Raw genomic sequence first — 20,177 nt, forward strand, 5'->3', positions numbered from 1 at the left:
TAAGAGGTGGCTGCTTCGTGCCGAATCGGCGTAAAAGTCGCACAGCGTGCCTCTCCAACCAGCATTCTATTTGGAAGATTTCTAAGTACACTCCTAAATCAACCGGATACTACCAATTTGCCTGGGCTGCCAGTTACTTTTGCGCCTAAGCTAACAACCCCACTCTCCTCCTTATGGCGTTTGACCTTGATATGATTCGGGCCGTGTACGCGGGCCTCGGCGCGCGCATCGAAGCCGCCCGCACGGCCGTCGGCCGGCCGCTCACGCTCACCGAAAAAATCCTTTATGCTCACCTCTACGGGGGCAAAGTCGGCGCTTCCTACCAGCGCGGCATAAGCTACGTCGATTTTACCCCTGACCGCGTAGCCATGCAGGATGCCACTGCCCAGATGGCGCTGCTGCAATTTATGCAGGCCGGCAAGGACAAAACGGCCGTTCCCTCCACCGTACACTGCGACCACCTTATTCAGGCTAAGGACGGGGCCACCGAAGACCTCGCCGTGGCCAACGACGAGAACAAGGAAGTCTACGATTTTCTGGCATCGGTTTCGAATAAATACGGCATTGGCTTCTGGAAACCGGGCGCGGGCATTATTCACCAGGTAGTGCTCGAAAACTACGCCTTCCCCGGCGGTATGATGATTGGCACCGACTCGCACACCCCCAACGCGGGTGGCCTGGGCATGATTGCCATTGGCGTGGGCGGCGCCGATGCCGTGGACGTAATGGCCGGGATGCCCTGGGAGCTGAAGTTCCCGAAGGTGATTGGCGTGAAGCTGACCGGCAAGATGAGCGGCTGGACCTCGGCCAAAGACGTGATTCTGAAAGTAGCTGGTATTCTGACCGTAAAAGGCGGCACCGGCGCCATTGTGGAGTATTTCGGCGAAGGCGCGGAAAGCCTGAGCGCCACCGGCAAAGGCACCATCTGCAACATGGGCGCCGAAATCGGGGCTACCACCTCGGTATTCGGCTACGATGAAAAGATGGGCGACTACCTGCGCAGCACCGACCGCGCCGACATTGCCGACATGGCGAAAGGCGTGGCCCAGCACCTGCGCGCCGACGACGAGGTGTACGCCAACCCGGCCAATTTCTACGACCAGCTCATCGAGATTGACCTCAATACCCTGGAGCCTTACGTGAACGGCCCGTTTACGCCCGACGCCGCCTGGCCGATTTCGGAGTTTGCCGCCGCCGTAAAAGAGCACGGCTGGCCCGAGAAGCTGGAAGTGGGCCTCATCGGCTCGTGCACCAACTCCAGCTACGAAGACATTACCCGCGCCGCCAGCATTGCCAAGCAGGCCGTGGACAAGGGCCTGCACGTAGCCGCTGAGTTTACCATCACGCCCGGCTCGGAGCAGGTGCGCTACACCGTGGCCCGCGACGGCCTGCTCGACACCTTCGCCGAGATGGGCGGCGTGGTGCTGGCTAATGCCTGCGGGCCGTGCATCGGCCAGTGGGCCCGCCACACCGACGACCCCAAGCGCCGTAACTCTATCATTACGAGCTTCAACCGTAATTTTGCCAAGCGCAACGACGGCAACCCGAACACGCACGCGTTCGTGGCTTCGCCCGAAATCGTAACGGCGTTTGCCATCGCCGGCAGCCTGACCTTTAACCCGCTCACCGACACGCTGCCCGGCAAAAACGGCGCGGTGAAATTTGATGAGCCTACCGGCGTAGAGCTGCCCCCGGCCGGCTTTGCCGTAGAAGACGCGGGCTTCCAGGCCCCGGCGGCCGATGGCAGCACCGTGCAGGTGTTGGTAGACCGTAACTCGGACCGTCTCCAGCTGCTGGAGCCCTTCAAGCCCTGGGAAGGTACTGACCTGCTGGGCCTGCGGGTGCTCATCAAGGCGCTCGGCAAGTGCACCACCGACCACATCAGCATGGCCGGCCCGTGGCTTAAGTTCCGTGGCCACCTGGATAATATTTCCAATAACATGCTCATCGGCGCCACCAACGCCTACACCGGCGAAACCAACGCCGTGAAGGACAGCGGTACTCAGGGCTCGCCCTACGTGCCGGTACCCCAGGCCGCCCGCGTGCTCAAGAGCATAGGCATCGGCTCGATTGTGGTAGGCGATGAGAATTATGGCGAAGGCAGCTCGCGCGAGCACGCCGCCATGGAGCCCCGCCACCTTGGCGTGCGCGCCGTGCTGGTGAAAAGCTTCGCCCGGATTCATGAAACCAACCTCAAGAAGCAGGGGATGCTGGCTCTCACCTTCGCCAATAAGGCCGACTACGACCTTATCGAAGAAGATGACCAGATTGACATCCTGGGCCTCACGAGCTTCGCTCCCGGCCAGCCGCTACAAGTGCGCCTGCGCCACTCCGACGGCGACACCGACCTCATCACCGTCAACCACACCTACAACGAAGGCCAGATTGGCTGGTTTAAAGCCGGCTCGGCTCTGAATTTGATTAAGCTGCAGGCGCAGGGCGTGGCAGTGTAAATATCGTTATTGCTGATTATTTTAACGGCCGCCTGGGGAAACCGGGGCGGCCGTTTTTGCTCTATCTCAATGACTATTCAAGAAATAATTGCACGACTAAAAAACGAGCTAAGAGCCTATCCGAAAAATAAGAAAGTTGTAGCCAGACGCGAGAATTTTGGGGTTACCACACCTTGCAAGATTCCCGTTGCGTCCGACTACAACCGACTACGAAGCTACGATTCATGCCGATTTTTTGCCCTCGCCGGCCTTGTGGGCCGCCGTCGAGCCGCTGCTGCCGGCCGTGCCCGGCGGCCTTGGCCAGCGGGGCCGGCCACGTGCCTGTGACCGCCAGATGTTCTTCGCCATGTACTACATTTTGTGTACGGGGATGCAGTGGAAAGCCCTGCCGCGGTGCCTGGGGGCGGCCTCCACGGTCCATGACCGGTTCCAGGAGTGGACCCGTGCTGGGGTGTTCAAGCAACTCTGGACCAGCGGGTTGGTCCAGCTGCAGGCCGAAGGCCGCCTGGACTGGGACTGGCAGTGCCTCGACGCCTGCCAGACCAAGGCCCCGCTTGGCGGCGAGGCCGTTGGCCCCAACCCCACCGACCGGGGCAAGGGCGGCGTCAAGCGCCACGTGCTGACCGAAGCCCAGGGCCTACCCATTGGCGTGGCCGTCACCGGGGCCAACGTACACGAAGTCACTCAGGTGCAGGCCGTGCTCGGCTCGATGCCCGTGCTGCCCCCACCGGCCGAAGGCGATTTTGCGCCCGGTTTCTGCGCCGATAAGGGCTACGATGCCGAGGCCATTCGCCGCCTGCTGGCCCGCTGGGGCTACCGCGTCCACATCCTGGGCCGGGGCGAAGAAGCTGACAAGTGCCGGACCCCGCATTACCGTGCCCGCCGCTGGGTCGTCGAGCGCACCCATGCCTGGTTCCACCGCTTTCGCCGCTTGCTCATCCGCTGGGAAAAGAAAGTGGCCAATTATGAAGCGTTCTTGCACTTGGCCTGCGCCAACACCATCTGGCGACACTCCCTCTTATTTTTCGGATAGACTCTAAATGACATTACACTCTAAACCTGTCACGAGTTTAGGCGAAGCCGTAACTCGTGACAGGTTTTCGGGGGAGGCTGTGCCTCCCATAGAACGATGTAGTAGAACGAAGCCAGCGGCGCGGTCCCGCCTTGCCGCTGGCACGGCAGTGGAGGTACAACCTCCACAGTATAATCGGCACGAGTTACGGCTGCGCCTAAACTCGCGCCAGTTAGTAAACGACTTTAGTACCACGGATGCAACTTGCGGCGGCAATAGGAGTTAGGGAATAATCACTTTTTCAATTCTTATGAACTACCGCACTCTTGGCAAAACCGGCTTCTCCATATCTGAAATTAGCCTTGGCACCTGGCAGGTGGGCGGCAAGTGGGGCGAGCCATTCAGCCATGCCAATGCCGACCATATTCTGAATGCCGCCGTGGATGCAGGCATCAACTTCATCGACACGGCCGACGTGTATGGCGATGGGGAAAGCGAAAAAGCGGTGGGCCGGCTCGTACGCAGTCGCTCGGGCGAGCGGATAATTGTCGCTACCAAGTGCGGCCGGCGCTTGCAGCCCCACACGGCCGACGCCTACCAGCCCGCCGCGCTACGCGGCTTCGTCGAAGACAGCTTGCGCAACATGCAGCTCGATGCCCTCGACCTTGTGCAGCTGCACTGCCCGCCCACCGAAGTATATTACCGACCCGAGATATTTGAGCTGTTTGACCGCCTCAAAGCGGAAGGCAAAATTCTTAACCTGGGCGTGAGCGTGGAGAAAGTGGAGGAGGGCCTCAAGGCCATCGAATACCCGAACGTGACTACCGTACAGGTGATTTTCAATATGTTTCGGCAGCGGCCGGCCGAGCTGTTTTTCAAGGAGGCGCAGCGGCGCAATGTTGGCCTGATTGTGCGGGTGCCGCTGGCCAGCGGGCTGCTCACGGGTAAGTTTTCGCCCCAAACGACTTTCAACAAAGACGACCACCGTAATTTCAACCGCGACGGTGCGGCGTTCGATAAGGGCGAAACCTTCGCGGGCGTGGACTACAACACCGGTCTGGCGGCAGTTGAGGAGTTGAAAAAGGTCTTCCCTGGCCAGCCACAGCTAGCCCCCTAGCCCTGCGCTGGATACTGATGTTTCCGGAGGTAAGCTGCATTATTCCGGGTGCATCCAGGCCCGAGCAGCTGCTTTCCAACCTGAAAACAGAAGAGCTGCCGACTCTGACAAGTGAGCAGATGGCGGCCGTGCGCGGTATTTACGACCGGATGATTCGGCCGCTCGTGCATCAGTTGTGGTAAAAAGGCGGTTTATATAGAAAGAACGTCCTGCTTCAACAAGCGGCCGCCAGATGAGCAGGACGTTCTTTTTCAATTGGTTATTTCACAGCGTAGCCACCTGCGCCGCTCGCTTTTCCTGTGGTTTCTGCACGAGGTAGTAATACGCCAGAATGGCTAACCCGATACCAAACGGAATGATAGACAGGTGCTTACCGTCCGTAATGGTGCCGATGCGCACCGTGTCGAAGCCAAAAAACTCGCTGAGCATCCAGTAAGAGTTAGCTGAAATCCAGAATACAATGGCCAGGTTGTGGGCCAGCTCCGCCTTGAGGGTGCGGGTGCGCCAGGCAATGACCAGGGCAATACCCAGCGTAGGTGCTATCATCAAGATTCCCAGTGGTTTCCAGACCATGCACCAGCTGATGTCTTTGAGTAGCCAGAACAGGATGTGGGTATTCTCCATCTGCCGGTATCTGGCCGGAATGGCATAAACTTCTTCTTCGAAAGGCTGAGCCATTGGGCCGGCAAAGCGCGCTGCGGCGCGGGTTACTTTTAGTGAAATAGCGTACTAGCAGTAAAACTACCACTGCTTATGTCACCTTTGCTGCGCAAATCGCTCAAAATAACTGCCTGCACGGTGGGTGCGCTGGTCGGGGCCGTGGGCTTGTATCTGGGCTCGGCGTATGTGCTGTCGCGTATTCCGGTGGCCAAGCAGCCGACTACGGAGCCGGCCACCATCCCGCTGTTTATCTACTCCAACGGGGTGCATACCGACCTGGTGCTGCCCGTCAGAACCCGGTTTATCGACTGGAGCCAGCAGCTGCCGTATGGCAACACCCAGGCCGCCGATACGAGTTATCACTATATCGGCATCGGGTGGGGCGATAAGGGGTTTTATCTCGATACCCCAACCTGGGCACAGCTCAAAGCCAGTACGGCTATCAAGGCTGGCTTCTGGCTGAGTACTTCGGCCATGCACACCACCTTCTATCGCGAGGCCGACCTGCAGCCCGGTCCCGAGTGCGTAGCGCTGCACCTCACGCCCACGCAATACCAGCAGCTGATTGCCTATATTCAAAAAAGCTTCCGTCGCGATGCCGCCGGCCAGTTTACCTGGCTGCCCGGCCACAGCTACGCCGCTCACGATGCGTTCTACGAAGCCAACAACCGCTACAGCATCCTCAATACCTGCAACACCTGGACAAATAACGGCTTGAAGGTGAGTGGCCAGAAAGCCAGCCTCTGGACGCCTTTTGATACCGGAATTCTTTACCAGTACCGGTAGCAGAGGTGGGAGTCAGCAGTTACTTATTCCCAATTTCCTGCAGCACCTGCGGCACGCCGATGCTTGCCGGCTGCACCACATATTGTACGTGGCGGCGACCGCTTACCTCGGGCTGGTGCGGGTCGATAACGTACACCGGGCAGCCAGCGGGCGCGTAGTGCAGCAGCCCGGCCGCCGGGTACACCTGCAGGGAAGTGCCCACAACGAGCAGCACATCGGCGGTAGCCACCAGCTCGGCGGCTTCCTCAATGGCAGGCACCATTTCGCCAAACCACACGATGTGCGGGCGCAGCTGGCCGCCGTCGGGGCCAGGTCGCCCACCTCAATGTCGCCCGGACAGTCAAAAACGGTGGTTTCGCTTTTCACCGAGCGCATTTTAGTCAGCATACCGTGCAGGTGCAGCACCTGCGTAGAGCCGGCCCGCTCGTGCAGGTCATCCACATTTTGCGTAATAATGCTGACCGTCCAGCCCGGCGCCTGCTCAAAGCCGGCAAGGGCCAGGTGGGCCGCATTGGGTGCTACGGTGCGGGCCTGCGCGCGGCGCTTGTTATAAAAATCGAGCACCAGCGCCGGGTTGCGGGCAAAGGCCTCGGGCGTTGCTACGTCCTCGATACGATGCTCTTCCCAGAGGCCATTGGTGTCGCGAAACGTACGGATGCCGCTCTCGGCCGATACGCCCGCGCCGGTAAGTGCTACGAGATAAGGCATGCTGCTGCTAGTGGGGTAAGTACTGGTGAATAAGCAAAATTACGGCTGGCCTCACCTAATCCAAGCCCTGTGCGGCCGTCAGCTATTGGCCATTCAGGAGTACCTCATACTGGCGCTCGGCAAAATCGCGCAGGCGCTGAAAGGCGGCGTCAACCTCCTGCGCATCTTCGCTGAGCAGGTTGCCATACACAACGCGGTCGGTGGTCCGTAGCGCGCGGCGCACGTCTTCGTTATTTTGGAAATACTGGGTTAACTCCTTTGTAGTGAGAGAGCTGAGGTTGGTATTTTCGAGGCTGGAAAGATAGTTTTTCCAGAGTACTACCGTACGCTCCACGAGCGGGGCCGACCGGGATAGCGTAAAGCGTTCGGCGTTGCGGGCAAACTGCGTCAGAAAATACAGGTGGTTTTTGCGGCGCTTGTAGCGGCTATAGCGCTGGCGCCAGCGCCGGCCGTAAAGGGCCCACGCCACGCCGGCCAGCGCCAGGGCACCCGCCAGGCCCGCCAGCCAGAATGGATAGTTAAACGCTGCCGGCAGGGGCAGGGGCTGATAATTGGTGCGCAGCCGGGGCAGCCCCGCATGCTCGGATGTGAAGAGGGTAGGGGCCACGCGGTGCAGGCGCACCTGCGTAGCCGGTGGCAGCAGCCGCAGCGTATCACCGGCTTCGTGCAAGACCAGCACGGGCAGCTGCAGGGCCTGAACCGGGGCCAGCGAGAACGTCCGCAGCCGGTACACCGCCTGGTCGAAGCTCCGGCCGTTTTCGGTGCGGGTAGGCAGCCAGCGCCGCCCTACGTACTCAAACGAGCCAAAGGCCGCCAGCGAGTCGGGGAAAATAACCTCCTCGGCCGGGTCGTGGGCGTAGCTCAGCACGTAGTCGAAGGGCTGGCCAACCTCCACCACGGCCCGCGAAAACCGCCCCACCGGCCCGCTGGCCGCTGCGGCCCCGCTTATGCCCACACCGGTACTTACCCCAAGCAGCAGGGCAAGCCGCCGACAGGAGCGCAAACGGCATAATATAGTTGTTTCATTATATATTAAAAACATAATTTATCTTCGCCGCTGCCGAAACAGCCCCACCAGCTGCGGCACAAAGTCTTCGTCGGTACGCAGCAGCAGCAGGCTCACGCGCTGGCGGCGGCACAGGGTGCGCAGGGCCAGCTGCCGGGCTTCGGTCTGGGCCCGGTACTGGCTCTGGAAAGCCGGGGCCGACGTGTCGACCCAGCGCAGCAGGCCGGTTTCGGCATCGCGCAGAGGCACAATGCCCAGCGCCGGAAAAGCGGCTTCCTGCGGCGCCACCAGCTGCACCACTACCAGGTCGTGCTGCCGGGCCAGCATGCTAAGCTCCCGCTCGTAGCTCTCGTCGATAAAGTCGGAGATAAGAATAACCAGGCTGCGCCGGCGCAGCAGGCCCAGCAGCTGGCGGATACCCGCGCTCAGGCTGGTATGCTCCGAGGCCGGCCGCAGCCCATAGAGGCGTTGCAGCAGGGCGTAGGCCGCCCGCAAGCCCTTGGCGGGGGCAGGTACAGCTCTTTCTGGTCCGAAAAAGCCAGCATTCCCAGCGCCGAATCCTGGCGGGCGGCGGCCAGCGCCAGCACCCCGGCCAGGTCGCGCCCCAGGTCGAGCTTGCACTGGCTGCCGGCGGGGCCGCCGCCCACGCGCTGCGAGGCGCTCACGTCGAGGGCAACCAGCACCTGCTGCTCGCGCTCTTCCTTGTAGGTTTTTACAAAGGTGCCGTGGCCCTTGCTGCTCACGGCCCAGTCAATAGCCCGCACCTCATCGCCATACTGATAGAGGCGCACGTCGTCAAACTCCAGGCCGTTGCCCCGAAATACTGAGCCGAAATTGCCCTGCAGCTGGGCCTCAACTGCCTGGCGCATTCTTATTTCGAGGTGACGCAGGCGGCGCACCAGCGCCGTAAGGCTGGCAGGAAGCTGGGCAGATGGCGGGGCGGCGGGCGGCATGGTGGGCAGGCTGAGAGACGAAGCTACGGCGCGGAGCTATTTTTGGGGGTGAAATCGCCGCTGACCTCCTTTATTCCGGCTCTGGGCCTGCTACTGGCCCTGGGTAGCTGTGCCCGCCCCGAAGAGGTGCAACCCCCACCTAAGCTACTGACCAAGCAGCAGATGGTTAGCCTGCTTATCCGGTTTCATCTGCTGGAAGCCCGGCTGGAATCGGGCCGCTTTTCGCCCGATTCCAGCCGGGCGCAGTTTCTAAGCATGCAGCGCGACATACTCTGGCACTACGGTATCGCCGAAGAGGATTCTTCTTTTCAGCGCAGCTATTACTACTACGCTTCCCACAAAAAAGACCTGGACGATATTTATGCCGCCGTTATCGACTCGCTTGATGCCCAGCAAAAGCGCATGGGCGGCCAGCCCACGGTGAAGCATCCGTAGCGCGCCGCAACTCAGTAAATACGGCTGCCATTGGGCACTGGCGCGGCCACGGCCACGAGCACCGTGTGGCCATCAGCATCGGGGCCCCGAGCACCAGCACTTCCGAGCGGAATGGACCAATCTGGCGGGGCGGAAAATTGAGCACGGCCAGCACCTGCCGGCCCTGCAGCGTAGCGGGCGTGTAATGATGCGTGAGCTGGGCGCTCGATTTTTTCAGGCCGATTGCGGGGCCAAAGTCAATGAGCAGCTGGTAGGCCGGGCGGCGGGCCTGCGGAAACTCACGGGCTTCCACAATGGTGCCCACGTGCAGAGCAACCCGCTCAAAATCAGCTACGCTTATCAAGTCAGCAGCAGGTTGCTCAGGCATCTTTTTCGGCAAAAGGGGCCAGCTCGCGGAGCTGCTGCTGCACCTGGGCTTCCCATTGGGCCTGGCGCTCGTGCAGGAGGCCGTGGTTGGTATCGCGGTCGTAGGCATCTTCGGCCTGCTGCCAGGCCGAGTAGGCCGCCTGGCTTACGCGGTCGAAGGTAGTACCCAGCTGGTCGCAGGCAACCCGCAGCGCGCCTAGCTGCTGACGCAGGCGGCGGGCATATACCTCGGCAATATCGAAGTGCAGCTGCTCGTGGCGCAGCAGGGCGGGCGTCATGCGGGCTGGGTCGCGCACCCACGACGTAGCCGGGTCGAAGCTGGCCTGGGCCGTGCCCGAAAACACGTTGGCGTGGCAGGTAGCCCCGGTGTTGATGTTGGCCGAGGTGAGCGCGGCGTGGCCATCGCTCGTTTTGGGCCGTCCTTTAAAATCAGCCACGGTGAGCGGGCGGTTGGCCGACCAACGGATGGCCCCAGCCGGCAGCTTCACCTGCTGCGCGGCGGCCGGGCCGGTTGCGCAAAGGGCTATTAACAAAATTTCAGGCCAGGTGATGCGCATGAAGAAGTTGTAAGGGTAGAAATAAAAGCAGCGGGTAGGGCCCGTGCTGCTGGTAAACCAGTGCCTCCCTGACAACTGCCACCTGGCTCTGAGTTCCGCAATTAGCCAGCTGGCTGGCCCAGCACCAGCAATTCTTCCGCCTTGATAAGCGCTTGCGCGGGGCTGCTAGCTTTGGCAGGCGGGTTGCCCGGCTGGCTTTCGCGGCGAAAGCGCAGCAGCAGCACGCCGGCTACCAGGCTCAGGCCCGTGAGCAGGCCCAGCCAGATGCCCGGCGCCCCCAGCCCCCACCCAAAGCCCAGGCCGTAGCCCAGCGGCAGGGCAATGGCCCAGTAAGCCAGCAGGGCTACCACCGAGGGCACCTTCACGTCTTCGAGGCCCGCAGGGCACCCAGGCCCACCACCTGCAAGCCATCAGATACCTGAAAGCCGGCCGCAATGGCCAGCAGCGTGGCCGCCTGCGCTACCACGGCCGGGTCGGTATTATAAAAAGAAGGAATACTATGCCGCAACACCACCAGCAGCAGGCCCATTGTGCCCATAAACCCAAACGCCAGCCAGTAGGCAGCAAAGCCGGCCTGCCGGGCCCCGGCCATATCGCCGCTGCCGCGCAGGTTGCCCACCCGAATGGTAGCCGCCGCCGCAATGCCCGTGGCGGCCATATAGGTCACCGAGGCCACGTTTATGGCAATCTGGTGGGCCGCCTGGGGCGTAACGCCAAGCCAGCCAATCATTAAAAATGAAAAGCTGAATGCGCCTACTTCGAGCATCATTTGCACGCCGATGGGCAGGCCCAGCGCCAGCTGCCCGCGCAGCTCGGCCAGGCCGGGCCGTAGCCACTCGGCCATAGTGGCCGGGCGCTTGGCCCGTAGCAGCTGGGTGCGCAATACAAATTGCGCCATCAGCAGGGCCATGCCGATGCGGGCAATGAGCGTGGCCCAGGCTGCGCCCATCAGCCCCAGGCGTGGGGCCCCGAAATGGCCGAAAATAAGGGCATAGCACAGCAGGGCATTGAGCACATTGGCGGCAATGGAGAGCTGCATGGCCTGGCGGGTCAGCCCCAGCCCTTCGGCCCACTCGCGAAAGCCCTGAAACACCATCAGCGGCAGCAGCGACAGGCCCACTACGCGCACCCAGGGAGTGGCCAGCGCCACCACCTCGGGTGCCTGGTGCAGGTGGGGCAGCAGCTGGCTGAAGCCGGCCAGCAGCACGCCCACCAGCGTATTCAGCCATACGGTGCCCACCAGCAGCCGGCCCAGCGCCTCCTTATCGCCGCGCCCGTTGGCGGCTGCCACGCGCGGCACCGCGCCCATACTGATACCCAGGCCCAGCACCAGCAGCAGCGTGGTTGAGCTCACGCCCATGCCTACGGCGTCGAGCGGCAGCTTGCCGAGGTGGCCCACCATCACCGAGTCGCACACGCCCACCAGTATATGGCCGAGCTGGCTGAGCACCACGGGATAAGCTAACAGCAGGGTAGGGCGAAGATGGGATTTTATAGATTGCATCTACTTAAAATAGAACGTCATGCTTCGCTACGCTCGGCATGACGTTCTACTTGTTTGATTGGATACAAAATTACGACCTTACCCGGCCACGGCCAGCACCACGTCGGCGAAGTCGCCGGCCGCATCCTGGAAGACCTGCACTACGCGCAGGCCGGCGCCCGCAGCCAGCCCCGTAATCTGAGGCAGGGTAAACTTGAATGAGCTTTCAGTTTGAATAGCCTCCCAGGCCGCTATTTCAAAAGTCTGGCCGGCCGGCTCCGCCACGCGCACGGTCTGGGCGCGGCGGCTCACCAGCCACGAGCGCATGGCCCCGGTGGCGGGGTCATAGTCAGGGAAATGCTGCCAGTCTTCGAGCCGAAAATCAGTCCCGGCTTCGGCATTGAGGCGGCGCAGCAGGTTGAAGTTAAACTCAGCCGTGATGCCCTGGGCATCGTCATAAGCCGCCCGAATGCGGCGGGGGTCTTTACGCAGGTCGAAGCCCACCAGCAGGCGGTCGGCCGGGGTGAGCGGCCGGGCCAGGTTGCGCAGAAAGTCGAGCTGCTCGGCGGGCGCGAAATTGCCGATGTTGGAGCCCAGAAACAGCACGGCCTTTGCCCCCGGCTGCGCAGCCAGCGCCGTGAGCGCTTCCCCGTACTCGGCTACCAGCGGCTCGGTGGTCAGGCCGGGCAGCTCCTGTTGCAGCGAGCTGGTCAGCTCTTCAATAGCGGAGGGAGAGATATCAACCGGCACGTAGGTGAGCGCTACCGGCTGGGCAAGCAGCTCACGCAGTAGTAGCTTGGTTTTTAACCCGTCGCCCGCCCCCAGTTCCACTACGGCCAGGGGCTGCCCGCTGGCAGCACCCGCTGCCAGCGCCTGCCCGATTGCCGCGCCCTGCTCCTGAAAAATACCCAGCTCCGTACGCGTAGGGTAATACTCGGGCAGGCTCATTATCTGCTGAAACAGCCGGCTGCCGGCTGCATCGTAGAAATATTTGGACGACAAGGTCTTCGGCGTTTGGCTGAAGCCTTGCACCAGATGTTCAGCAAGTTGATTCAAGGTAATGACGAATGGGTGATGAGTAAGTAGCGGGTAGTAGTGGCAGCGGGGTAGTAGCTTATACTGCTTGGCGGGCAGCGTAAAGCGGCCATTACCCGTTTTTCCGGGGCCACAGCAGCGAGGCGCCAATGGAGCCCAGCAGCAGCAGGCCTACCACGCCCAGTGAAACCGGCATGGGTAGCTCCCGGTTAAACTGCACGCGCAAAAGGTCGTCGGTCAGCAGCTTGCCACCGATAAAAACCAAAATAAGCGCCAGCCCATAGTGCAGGTAGTGAAAGAGCGTCATGAGGCTGGCCAGGGCAAAATACAGCGCCCGCAGCCCCAGCAGCGCAAATACATTGGAGGTATATACCACGAACGTATTGCGCGAAACGGCCAGAATAGCCGGGATAGAATCGGCTGCAAAAACCACGTCGGTAGTTTCTATCATCACCAGCACCACCAGCAGGGGCGTGGCGAAGCGCAGGCCATCGCGCCGGGTAAAAAACCGGCCGCCATCAAGCTGCCGCGTGATGGGCAGGCGCCGGCTCAGCAGCCGCACTACCGGATTGTTGTTGGGGTCGATTTCGGGCTCATCGCTGCCGCTCAGGGCCATGCGAATGCCGGTGTATACTAGAAAAGCGCCTAGTATGTAAAGTAAAAAATGAAATTTTACCAGCAGCGCGGCCCCCGCCAGAATAAATATTCCGCGCAGCACCAGTGCCCCCAGCACGCCCCAGAACAGTATGCGGTGCTGATACTCGGCGGGTACCTTAAAGTAGGTGAAAATGAGCAGGAATACAAACAGGTTATCTACGCTCAGGGCCTTTTCGATGAGGTAGCCCGTTAGCCATTGCAGGCCGGCCTCGTGGCCCATAGTGCGGTACACCAAAAAGTTGAAGCACAGCGAAAGCGTAATCCAGAAGGCGCTCCAGCCCAGTGCCTCGCCGAGCTTTACGGCGTGGGCTCGGCGGTTCAGCACCAGTAAATCGAGCAGTAAAAGCCCGATTATAAATAGATTGAATAAAATCCAGAACAGGGGCGTGTTTTCCATCCGGCAGCATAAGGCTGCCTCAGATACGAAAAAACTGCCCGCGTGGCGGTAAGCGCTACTGCGCCGGCGCGATAGCTGGCTGACCCTGGGGGAGTTGTCGGTGCGGCGCGGCGGATGAATCCAGCTGCTGAGCTTCATCTGAACGACGCCAAAGAGCGCCTCCTTAAAAATGCCCTTCGACATTTTGGACTGCCCCCGGGTGCGGTCGGTGAAGATGATGGGCACCTCCTTGATGTGAAAGCCCAGGCGGTAGGTCAGCCACTTCATCTCAATCTGAAAGGCGTAGCCCACGAAATGAATCCGGCTCAGGTCGATGGCGCGCAGCACCCGCGCCGAGTAGCACTTAAACCCCGCCGTGGCATCATGGATGGGCATGCTCGTGATAAAGCGCACATACTTGGAGGCAAAATACGACATCAGTACCCGGCTCATGGGCCAGTTCACGACGTTGACGCCATCGCTGTAGCGCGAGCCGATGGCCAGGTCGTAGCCTTGCACGGCGCAGGCTTCGTGCAGGCGCAGCAAATCCTGCGGGTTGTGCGAGAAGTCCGCATCCATCTCAAACACATAGTCATAGCCCCGCGCCAATGCCCACCGGAAACCAAAAATATAGGCCGTACCCAGGCCTTGCTTGCCCGCGCGCTCTTCCAGAAAAAGGCGGCCCGCAAACTCAGCCAGTAGCCCGCGCACAACCGCGCCCGTGCCGTCGGGCGAGCCGTCGTCAATTATCAGGACGTGAAAATTCTTCGGCAGCGCAAAAACGGCCCGCAGAATAAGCTCCACATTTTCCCGCTCATTGTACGTCGGAATTAAGACTAACCCGGCGGCCATAGTACTCATCACAGGCAAAGATAAGGAGCGTGGCAATAGGGTTGCCTCACCAGCTGGCTGTCGGCGAATTATTAGCAGCCAACGGGGAAGGAATAGAGCTGGCGGCTACTTATTTGCGGCTAACTGCCCGGCCAGCTGACGGGCGTACTTGATACAGTCGGGCACGCTTACGCCGGCTTGCCAGTTGGCTACGGCCACAATTCCCTGGGCCGCCAGCGGGGCCACGGCGGCCCGCGCCGTCGCCAGGTACTGGTCGAACTGCGGAATGCTCTGCGGCCAGTAGTAACGGCCCTGCCAGCGCGGTGCACCCTCAATGCCGTAAAGCCGGCTCAGCTCGTGGTGCACGGCAGCCAGCTGCGCGGCTTCCGGCTCCTGCGCCTGGCGGGCAAACTGCGCCCCACCCACAAAGCTGGTAAAGAGAACCTGCCCGGCCGGCACGCGGTCGGGGAAAAGGGAGCTGGTCCAGATGGCTCCCGCCGAATAAGTGTTTTCTGCCTTCGGATTCAGCGCCCCGAAGCCCGCGAGCGGGTGCGTCACGGCCGCCCGGTCGTAGGCCGAATATACCAGGGTCATGGGCGGGTAGCGCACGGCCGCCAGGGCTTCGGCGGCGGCCGCAAAGTGCGGGCGCAGCAGCGGGGCCGCCGCGTAGGCCGGCAGCGCCAGCGCCAGCTGCGAGTAGGGCGCAAGGGCGGCCGGCCGGGGCGGCTGGGTGGTCAGGCAGTACTTATTTTTAGCTGGTAACCCGATGGCGGTAATCCGGCAATCCGGGTGGTAGTTGGTGAGCTTGGCGGCAAGCGCATCGGTGAGGGCCTGCACGCCGCCTCGCAGCGTAATAGTGCGGCGGCGCGCAGCTTTTGGGCCTTTGGCCAGGCCGCGCAGCAGCGAGCCGTGCTGGGTTTCGAGCGCCGCCAGCTGCGGAAAAGTAAGGGAGAGCAGCAGCTCGGCCGGGTCGCCGGCATAAATTCCGGCGACAAATGGATTGACGGCATACTGCACTACTTCGGCCCCGAAGTGCCGCTCAAAAAAGGCGGCCACGGTTTCGCCCGGCACGGGCGGCGCGGGGCGGCGCAACAGTTCGGCCAGCAGGCGCAGCTTGGTTTTCAGGCTGAAAAAATTGCTGCTTACCAGCGCGGGCGGCGAGGCCGGCAGGGCTTGGTACCGGCCGCGCCGCAGCACGTAGCGGTGCTGGCTTACCGGAGCCGCTTCCTGGATGGGGCTTTGCAGGCCAAGCTCGGTCACTAATTCTTCCAGCTCGGCGCTTAGCAGCAAGGAGTTAGGGCCGGCCTCCAGCTGATAGCCCTCCGGCGTAAGAGGCGAATAGAGGTTGCCGCCCGGCCGGCCGCTCGCCTCAAACAAGTCGTAGGCCACGCCCGCTTTTTGTAAGTAATACGCCAGCGTGAGGCCGGTGAGGCCGCCGCCAATAATAGCAACGCGCATAGGAGAAGGGCTGCTGGCCATGAGTAATTAGCGAATAGCTTTGTTTTTAGATGGGCGAAGCTGTAAAATAAACGTACTTATATGAATAAAGCCGTGTTCCTGGACCGTGATGGCGTGCTCAACGAAGAAATGGGCGACTACGTCTTCACGCCCGAGCGCTTCCGCATCTGCCCTGGCGTGCCCGAGAGCCTGGCGCGCCTCAAGGCGGCGGGCTACTACCTCATTGTGGTAACCAATCAGGCTGGCATTGCCAAGGGGCTTTACACGCCGGCCGAGGTGCTGGCCTGCCACCACATCTTGCAGCAGGCATGTGGTAATATAGTAGATTCAATATATTATTCCGAAAGCCATCCATCCGTCAGCGAGTCTATTTCCCGTAAGCCCGACTCGGGCATGCTCGAAAAAGCAGTGGCCCGCTTTCAGCTCGACCCGGCCCGGTGCTGGCTGGTGGGCGACCGCGCCCGCGATATGGCGGCCGGGGCGAAGCTGGGCGTGCGCGGCATCCTGGTGGGGCCGGCCGAACCCCTGGCCTACACCCCCGCGTAGCCGATTTGCGGGAAGCTACTGAGTTTATTTTAAGCGAATAAAAGAGGTATCAGCTTTCCTGGTAAAACGATTGCAGGGCCGCTTTAACCTCGGGGTACTCATACACAAAGCCCTGGCTTAAGACCTTGTCGGCGCTCACGCGCTGCGAGCCGAGCACAATCTCGCTCATCTCGCCCATCGCCAGCTTCAGGCCGAACGCCGGCACCTTGGGCAGCAGTAGCGGCCGGTGCATTACCTGGGCCAGCGTTGCGGTAAACTCCTGGTTGGTGACCGGGTTGGGAGCTACGGCGTTGTACTCGCCCTGCCACTGCGCCTCTTCCAGCATATGCACCAGCAGGTGGCACAGGTCATCCAGATGAATCCAGCTCATGTACTGCCGGCCCGAGCCCAGCGGGGCCCCGGCCCCGTAGCGAATGGTTTTGGCAATGGGCACCAGCGCCCCGCCCTCGGGGCTGAGCACAATACCGATGCGGGGCAGCACCACCCGGGGCCCCAGCTCGCCGATGCGCCGGGCAGCGGCTTCCCATTGCACCACCACATCGGCGAGGAAGTCGTCGCCGGGGGCCGCAATGGGCGAGTCTTCATAAAGCATTTCCGCTCCCCGGTCGCCATACACGCCTATGGCCGAGGCAGATAGCAGCGTTTGGACGTGGTGGCCGGGCTTAGCTAGCTCACGGTACAGCAGCTCCAGCCCATCGAGGCGCGAGCGAATGATGTCGTGCTTGCGCTCGGTGGTCCACTTGCCCTCCGCCACGCTGCTGCCGGCCAAGTTCACGATGCAGTCGGCGTAGGGCACCGCGGCGGGGTCGATGGTGCCGCCCTGGGGGTCCCAACCAAACAGCCGGAAGTGACTGGCTTTGTGTAGGTCGCGGGTAAGCAGTCCTACCTCGTGCCCGCTATCAATCAGCAGTTCGGCCAGCCGCTGCCCAATCATGCCCGTGCCGCCGGTGATGAGGATTTTCATGCTAATGGTTAATTTTTCAATGGTTAATGGTTAATCTCTGGTCAGCTCTTAAAAATCATTAATCATTGACCACTAAGCAATTAATCATTAAAAATTACTTTCCAATCTGCCGCAAAAACTCATTGCGCAAAGTGCTGTCTTCCAAAAACCTGCCCCCGTACTCGCTGGTGATGGTCGAGCTGCTCGTGTCGTTTACGCCGCGGCTCATCACGCACAGGTGGTCGGCTTCGATGAGCACGGCCACGTCGTCGGTGCCCAGGCTCTGGCGCAGGTGCTCGGCCACCTGCCGGGTGAGACGCTCCTGTACCTGCGGCCGACGGGCATAATACTGCACCACCCGGTTGAGCTTGCTGAGGCCTACGACGTGCTCACCGGGCAGGTAAGCTATGTGCGCCTTGCCGATGATGGGCACAAAATGGTGCTCACAGCACGAAAACAGCGTAATGTCGCGCTCTATCAGCAGCTGCTGGTACTGGTAGCGGTTGTCAAACAGCCGCACCTCGGGCCGATGCTCGGGGTTGAGGCCCTTAAACCATTCCTGCACAAACATTTTGGCCACGCGCCGGGGCGTGCCAGCCAGGCTGTCATCGGTCAGGTCGAGGCCCAGCTCCTGCATAATAGCGTGGAAGTGGCCGCTGATAGCCGTAATTTTTTCGTCGTCGGTACGGGCAAAGGCATCGGCTCGTAGCGGGGTGCGCAGGCCGGCTGGCAGGTGAGCATCCGGACCGAGGTCGGTAGCCCGCGCGACTGCGGCGGGGGCCGGTGGGCCGGCAGGTTTATTCTCCATAGTATTCCACAAAATTACGGTCGGTTTCGTGGAGCGTCACGGCCAGCTTGAGCGTGGCCGGGAGCGCCGCCCGCAGCCGCCGCCAAATGACAACGGCAATATTTTCAGCCGTCGGGTTGAGTTCCCGAAAATCTTCGGTATCGAGGTTTAGGTTGCGGTGGTCGAAACGATTCAGTATCTCAGATTTTATGATGTCGCTAAGCTGCTTCAGGTCAAAAACATAACCCGTTTCCGGGTCAATTTCGCCGGTGAGGCGCACCGTCAGGTTGTAGTTGTGGCCGTGGTAGTTCGGATTGTTGCATTTGCCAAACACCTGCTGATTGCGGGCCTCATTCCAGGCCGGGTTGTGTAGGCGATGGGCCGCGTTGAAGTGCTCGGAGCGGCAGATAGTAAGCTGTGACATAGGGTTTGAAACCGCTCAAATGACCTTTTGTTAAGAGTAAAATCACTCCTTATCCTCATAGGATTAATTCAAGAAAAAATAAACGCGGCAAAAAAAAATACCAGACCTCATAATCAGTTGCGTCAGGCTGCTTAAATTTGGGCAGTCGGAATACTACCTCGGCTCATTTCTTTTGTTTTTCTACTAGTTACCCATCTTTCCTACCGATGACTAAAAACCTACTTTTCGTCTTCCTGCTCCTGCTGGGGGCCTTGCAAGTGTCGGCTCAGCGCTCCCCCGTTGACGAGTCGGACCAGAACATCAACAATATTCCCCGCAAAGGCCAGCGCGTAAGCCTGCAACTCGATAACAAGCGGGTAGAGGCCGCCTGGCTAAAGCAGTTGAACGAGCAGTTTCCCGGTAAAGTGAAAAACAATAAAGGAATCATTACGATGGATGGCGTAACGATTCCGGATATTTCGCCCACGCCGGTACGTGTTATTAGCCGCGTAGATGCCCTGCCAACCGGCACCGGCGTATGGTGGAGCATCGACCTGGGTAATGCCTATCTGGGCCAGGCTTCAACACCCACGCAGTGGAAGTCGGCTGAGAAATACCTCAAAGACTTTGCCCGCTCGATGTACCGCGAAGACCTGGTAGCGCAGATTACCGATGCCGAAAAGGCCCTGGTAACCTCGCAGAACAACCACATGTCGGTTATCAGCAAGGCCGATGCCATCAAGAAGGATATCGAGCGCAACAAAGCGCGCAAGCTGGAAATTCAGCAGCAGCTGGCAGCCAATGCCGCTGAGTTGCAGCAGCTTAACAACCAAGTAGATAGCAACCTGAAAGAGCAGGAAGCCGCCCGCGCCGACATCGTAAACATGCGCGTAGCCCTGGAGGCAGTAAAAGAGCGCATGAGCAAAATCGAGTAATCGTTTTTAGCCCAATAAAAAACCCTGCCGGCTGCCGGCAGGGTTTTTTATTGGGCTAAGCCTAACCTCCACGGCCCGCCTTGCGTTTGGCAGGTAGGCAGGCTGCCTGGCTTGCCCACCCATTACTATTTGCGCACTCATGGAAAAGAAAGAAGTTCAACACCAAGTACATCTGGAAGGCGCTGTAAAGCTGCTAACCGGCAACCTGAACGAGGAAGCTAGCCGCGCCGGTATCGATAACCAGCTGCAGCGCTGGATTGAAGACTTAAAAGAAGCCGCTAATCCCGAGTTTCATCAGCTGGTAGTTGACCTGCAATCGCTGAAGGCGCTCTTGCACGGCGGCACCTACGACGGCGAGCAGGTAGGCCGCCTGGTACACCACCTTGGCACTGAAACCAAGCGCGTAGCGCACTTTGCCGAGGGCAATACCCGCCTGCACGTCGAGAAGCTCAGTGAAGCGCTGCTGGCCGCTGCCGGGCAACTGCTGGGCTCCAGCACTACGCCCGAGGAAGATTTGAAAAATAACAACCGGGGCGAGGATACCCTGGCCCGCTAAACCGTCGGCTACTCATAGCCGGGCCAAACAGCTCTTCCAGATACTGCTATCTGGAAGAGCTGTTTGCGTTTGGTAGCCGCCCACTTTGGGGCGATAAAATAGATAGTTAATGTA

Annotated in this window: 22 protein-coding genes and 3 pseudogenes; 8 read left to right on the forward strand and 17 right to left on the reverse strand. The window is 60.6% G+C overall.

All coding sequences use genetic code 11. The features are described 5' to 3' along the window. Positions 1 to 173: 173 nt before the first annotated feature. The 3 genes and pseudogenes from GKZ67_RS04935 (at position 174) to GKZ67_RS04945 (ending at position 4,764) form a co-directional block, all read left to right on the forward strand. Complete coding sequence (locus GKZ67_RS04935; protein ID WP_173241394.1) at positions 174 to 2,453, forward strand: aconitate hydratase; 2,280 nt, start codon at positions 174 to 176, stop codon at positions 2,451 to 2,453. A gap of 220 nt (positions 2,454 to 2,673) precedes the next feature. Next, positions 2,674 to 3,486, forward strand: coding sequence for an IS5 family transposase (locus GKZ67_RS04940; protein ID WP_410505058.1), 813 nt, complete (start codon positions 2,674 to 2,676; stop codon positions 3,484 to 3,486). A 289-nt stretch (positions 3,487 to 3,775) separates the two neighbouring features. Next, positions 3,776 to 4,764: pseudogene (locus GKZ67_RS04945) on the forward strand (aldo/keto reductase). An 82-nt stretch (positions 4,765 to 4,846) separates the two neighbouring features. Here the strand turns inward: GKZ67_RS04945 and GKZ67_RS04950 are convergent. After that, positions 4,847 to 5,260: a hypothetical protein gene (locus GKZ67_RS04950; RefSeq protein ID WP_217278687.1), complete on the reverse strand. Its 414-nt coding sequence runs from the start codon at positions 5,258 to 5,260 to the stop codon at positions 4,847 to 4,849. 75 nt (positions 5,261 to 5,335) lie between these two features. On the opposite strand from GKZ67_RS04950, the gene GKZ67_RS04955 reads away from it, so the two are divergent. Continuing rightward, positions 5,336 to 6,028: a TIGR02117 family protein gene (locus tag GKZ67_RS04955; RefSeq protein ID WP_173241395.1), complete on the forward strand. Its 693-nt coding sequence runs from the start codon at positions 5,336 to 5,338 to the stop codon at positions 6,026 to 6,028. Between the two features lie 19 nt (positions 6,029 to 6,047). Here GKZ67_RS04955 and GKZ67_RS24390 read toward each other — a convergent pair whose 3' ends face one another. The 5 genes and pseudogenes from GKZ67_RS24390 to GKZ67_RS23050 all read right to left on the reverse strand — a co-directional run bounded on the left by GKZ67_RS24390 (position 6,048) and on the right by GKZ67_RS23050 (position 8,695). Then, positions 6,048 to 6,290, reverse strand: coding sequence for a hypothetical protein (locus GKZ67_RS24390; RefSeq protein ID WP_317172242.1), 243 nt, complete (start codon positions 6,288 to 6,290; stop codon positions 6,048 to 6,050). Positions 6,291 to 6,436: 146 nt separating this feature from the next. Further along, positions 6,437 to 6,736, reverse strand: a pseudogene (locus GKZ67_RS24395) (Sir2 family NAD-dependent protein deacetylase); the annotation flags it as partial. A gap of 82 nt (positions 6,737 to 6,818) precedes the next feature. Then, positions 6,819 to 7,739, reverse strand: coding sequence for a hypothetical protein (locus GKZ67_RS04965; protein WP_173241396.1), 921 nt, complete (start codon positions 7,737 to 7,739; stop codon positions 6,819 to 6,821). Positions 7,740 to 7,781: 42 nt separating this feature from the next. After that, on the reverse strand, positions 7,782 to 8,237 hold the full coding sequence (locus GKZ67_RS23045; RefSeq protein ID WP_254245066.1) for a hypothetical protein: 456 nt from the start codon (positions 8,235 to 8,237) through the stop codon (positions 7,782 to 7,784). Then, complete coding sequence (locus GKZ67_RS23050) at positions 8,168 to 8,695, reverse strand: DUF58 domain-containing protein (RefSeq protein ID WP_254245067.1); 528 nt, start codon at positions 8,693 to 8,695, stop codon at positions 8,168 to 8,170. The genes GKZ67_RS23045 and GKZ67_RS23050 overlap by 70 nt, the downstream gene beginning before the upstream one ends. Before the next feature lie 48 nt (positions 8,696 to 8,743). On the opposite strand from GKZ67_RS23050, the gene GKZ67_RS04975 reads away from it, so the two are divergent. Continuing rightward, on the forward strand, positions 8,744 to 9,130 hold the full coding sequence (locus GKZ67_RS04975) for a DUF4296 domain-containing protein (protein WP_173241397.1): 387 nt from the start codon (positions 8,744 to 8,746) through the stop codon (positions 9,128 to 9,130). On the opposite strand, the gene GKZ67_RS04980 is transcribed toward GKZ67_RS04975, so the two are convergent. The 8 genes and pseudogenes from GKZ67_RS04980 to hemG form a co-directional block, all read right to left on the reverse strand. Next, a complete protein-coding gene (locus GKZ67_RS04980; protein WP_317172243.1) occupies positions 9,066 to 9,497 on the reverse strand; it encodes a tRNA-binding protein in 432 nt (143 codons plus the stop codon). The genes GKZ67_RS04975 and GKZ67_RS04980 overlap by 65 nt on opposite strands. Then, on the reverse strand, positions 9,490 to 10,053 hold the full coding sequence (locus GKZ67_RS04985; RefSeq protein WP_173241398.1) for a DUF922 domain-containing protein: 564 nt from the start codon (positions 10,051 to 10,053) through the stop codon (positions 9,490 to 9,492). Before GKZ67_RS04985 ends, GKZ67_RS04980 begins: the two co-directional genes overlap by 8 nt. 101 nt (positions 10,054 to 10,154) lie before the next feature. Next, a complete protein-coding gene (locus tag GKZ67_RS23055) occupies positions 10,155 to 10,418 on the reverse strand; it encodes a hypothetical protein (RefSeq protein WP_254245068.1) in 264 nt (87 codons plus the stop codon). Beyond that, positions 10,415 to 11,557 (reverse strand): MATE family efflux transporter, encoded by a 1,143-nt coding sequence (locus GKZ67_RS04990; protein WP_254245069.1) that lies wholly within the window; start codon positions 11,555 to 11,557, stop codon positions 10,415 to 10,417. Before GKZ67_RS04990 ends, GKZ67_RS23055 begins: the two co-directional genes overlap by 4 nt. 78 nt (positions 11,558 to 11,635) lie before the next feature. Next, positions 11,636 to 12,592 carry an L-histidine N(alpha)-methyltransferase gene (gene egtD, locus GKZ67_RS04995; protein ID WP_173241399.1) on the reverse strand — a complete coding sequence of 319 codons (957 nt, stop codon included), beginning with the start codon at positions 12,590 to 12,592 and terminating at the stop codon, positions 11,636 to 11,638. Positions 12,593 to 12,683: 91 nt separating this feature from the next. After that, entirely contained in the window at positions 12,684 to 13,763 is a 1,080-nt protein-coding gene (locus GKZ67_RS05000; RefSeq protein WP_317172293.1) for a TerC family protein, read from the reverse strand. Beyond that, positions 13,746 to 14,456, reverse strand: a pseudogene (locus GKZ67_RS05005) (polyprenol monophosphomannose synthase); the annotation flags it as partial. The gene GKZ67_RS05000 and the pseudogene GKZ67_RS05005, both read right to left, overlap by 18 nt. 105 nt (positions 14,457 to 14,561) lie before the next feature. Then, positions 14,562 to 15,893: a protoporphyrinogen oxidase gene (gene hemG / locus GKZ67_RS05010; protein ID WP_173241400.1), complete on the reverse strand. Its 1,332-nt coding sequence runs from the start codon at positions 15,891 to 15,893 to the stop codon at positions 14,562 to 14,564. 81 nt (positions 15,894 to 15,974) lie between these two features. Here hemG and GKZ67_RS05015 point away from each other — a divergent pair, with 81 nt between their 5' ends. Beyond that, the gene (locus GKZ67_RS05015; RefSeq protein WP_254245070.1) at positions 15,975 to 16,439 is read left to right on the forward strand and encodes a D-glycero-alpha-D-manno-heptose-1,7-bisphosphate 7-phosphatase; all 465 of its coding nucleotides are present in this window, start codon (positions 15,975 to 15,977) and stop codon (positions 16,437 to 16,439) included. Between the two features lie 49 nt (positions 16,440 to 16,488). On the opposite strand, the gene GKZ67_RS05020 is transcribed toward GKZ67_RS05015, so the two are convergent. The 3 genes from GKZ67_RS05020 to GKZ67_RS05030 form a co-directional block, all read right to left on the reverse strand. Beyond that, positions 16,489 to 17,403 carry a TIGR01777 family oxidoreductase gene (locus tag GKZ67_RS05020; protein ID WP_254245071.1) on the reverse strand — a complete coding sequence of 305 codons (915 nt, stop codon included), beginning with the start codon at positions 17,401 to 17,403 and terminating at the stop codon, positions 16,489 to 16,491. 94 nt (positions 17,404 to 17,497) lie between these two features. Then, positions 17,498 to 18,190: a GTP cyclohydrolase I FolE gene (gene folE, locus GKZ67_RS05025; protein ID WP_173241401.1), complete on the reverse strand. Its 693-nt coding sequence runs from the start codon at positions 18,188 to 18,190 to the stop codon at positions 17,498 to 17,500. After that, positions 18,180 to 18,593, reverse strand: a complete 414-nt coding sequence (locus GKZ67_RS05030; RefSeq protein WP_173241402.1) for a 6-pyruvoyl trahydropterin synthase family protein — start codon at positions 18,591 to 18,593, stop codon at positions 18,180 to 18,182. The genes folE and GKZ67_RS05030 overlap by 11 nt, the downstream gene beginning before the upstream one ends. Before the next feature lie 206 nt (positions 18,594 to 18,799). On the opposite strand from GKZ67_RS05030, the gene GKZ67_RS05035 reads away from it, so the two are divergent. Both GKZ67_RS05035 and GKZ67_RS05040 read left to right on the forward strand, forming a co-directional pair. After that, positions 18,800 to 19,507 carry a hypothetical protein gene (locus GKZ67_RS05035; protein WP_151088107.1) on the forward strand — a complete coding sequence of 236 codons (708 nt, stop codon included), beginning with the start codon at positions 18,800 to 18,802 and terminating at the stop codon, positions 19,505 to 19,507. Positions 19,508 to 19,646: 139 nt separating this feature from the next. Further along, on the forward strand, positions 19,647 to 20,063 hold the full coding sequence (locus GKZ67_RS05040) for a hypothetical protein (RefSeq protein ID WP_151088108.1): 417 nt from the start codon (positions 19,647 to 19,649) through the stop codon (positions 20,061 to 20,063). The last annotated feature ends 114 nt before the right edge of the window (positions 20,064 to 20,177 follow it).

It is taken from the genome of Hymenobacter sp. BRD67 (genome assembly GCF_013256425.1).
In the GTDB taxonomy this organism is placed as follows: domain Bacteria; phylum Bacteroidota; class Bacteroidia; order Cytophagales; family Hymenobacteraceae; genus Hymenobacter.

Coding starts and splice junctions, on each gene's coding strand:
- GKZ67_RS04935 (WP_173241394.1), top strand. CDS start 174: ATGGCGTTTGACCTTGATATGATTCGGGCCGTGTACGCGGGCCTCGGC.
- GKZ67_RS04950 (WP_217278687.1), bottom strand. CDS start 5,260: ATGGCTCAGCCTTTCGAAGAAGAAGTTTATGCCATTCCGGCCAGATAC.
- GKZ67_RS04955 (WP_173241395.1), top strand. CDS start 5,336: ATGTCACCTTTGCTGCGCAAATCGCTCAAAATAACTGCCTGCACGGTG.
- GKZ67_RS24390 (WP_317172242.1), bottom strand. CDS start 6,290: ATGGTGCCTGCCATTGAGGAAGCCGCCGAGCTGGTGGCTACCGCCGAT.
- GKZ67_RS23050 (WP_254245067.1), bottom strand. CDS start 8,695: ATGCCGCCCGCCGCCCCGCCATCTGCCCAGCTTCCTGCCAGCCTTACG.
- GKZ67_RS04980 (WP_317172243.1), bottom strand. CDS start 9,497: ATGCCTGAGCAACCTGCTGCTGACTTGATAAGCGTAGCTGATTTTGAG.
- GKZ67_RS04985 (WP_173241398.1), bottom strand. CDS start 10,053: ATGCGCATCACCTGGCCTGAAATTTTGTTAATAGCCCTTTGCGCAACC.
- GKZ67_RS04990 (WP_254245069.1), bottom strand. CDS start 11,557: ATGCAATCTATAAAATCCCATCTTCGCCCTACCCTGCTGTTAGCTTAT.
- GKZ67_RS05000 (WP_317172293.1), bottom strand. CDS start 13,763: ATGAAGCTCAGCAGCTGGATTCATCCGCCGCGCCGCACCGACAACTCC.
- hemG (WP_173241400.1), bottom strand. CDS start 15,893: ATGCGCGTTGCTATTATTGGCGGCGGCCTCACCGGCCTCACGCTGGCG.
- GKZ67_RS05015 (WP_254245070.1), top strand. CDS start 15,975: ATGAATAAAGCCGTGTTCCTGGACCGTGATGGCGTGCTCAACGAAGAA.
- GKZ67_RS05020 (WP_254245071.1), bottom strand. CDS start 17,403: ATGAAAATCCTCATCACCGGCGGCACGGGCATGATTGGGCAGCGGCTG.
- folE (WP_173241401.1), bottom strand. CDS start 18,190: ATGGAGAATAAACCTGCCGGCCCACCGGCCCCCGCCGCAGTCGCGCGG.
- GKZ67_RS05030 (WP_173241402.1), bottom strand. CDS start 18,593: ATGTCACAGCTTACTATCTGCCGCTCCGAGCACTTCAACGCGGCCCAT.
- GKZ67_RS05035 (WP_151088107.1), top strand. CDS start 18,800: ATGACTAAAAACCTACTTTTCGTCTTCCTGCTCCTGCTGGGGGCCTTG.
- GKZ67_RS05040 (WP_151088108.1), top strand. CDS start 19,647: ATGGAAAAGAAAGAAGTTCAACACCAAGTACATCTGGAAGGCGCTGTA.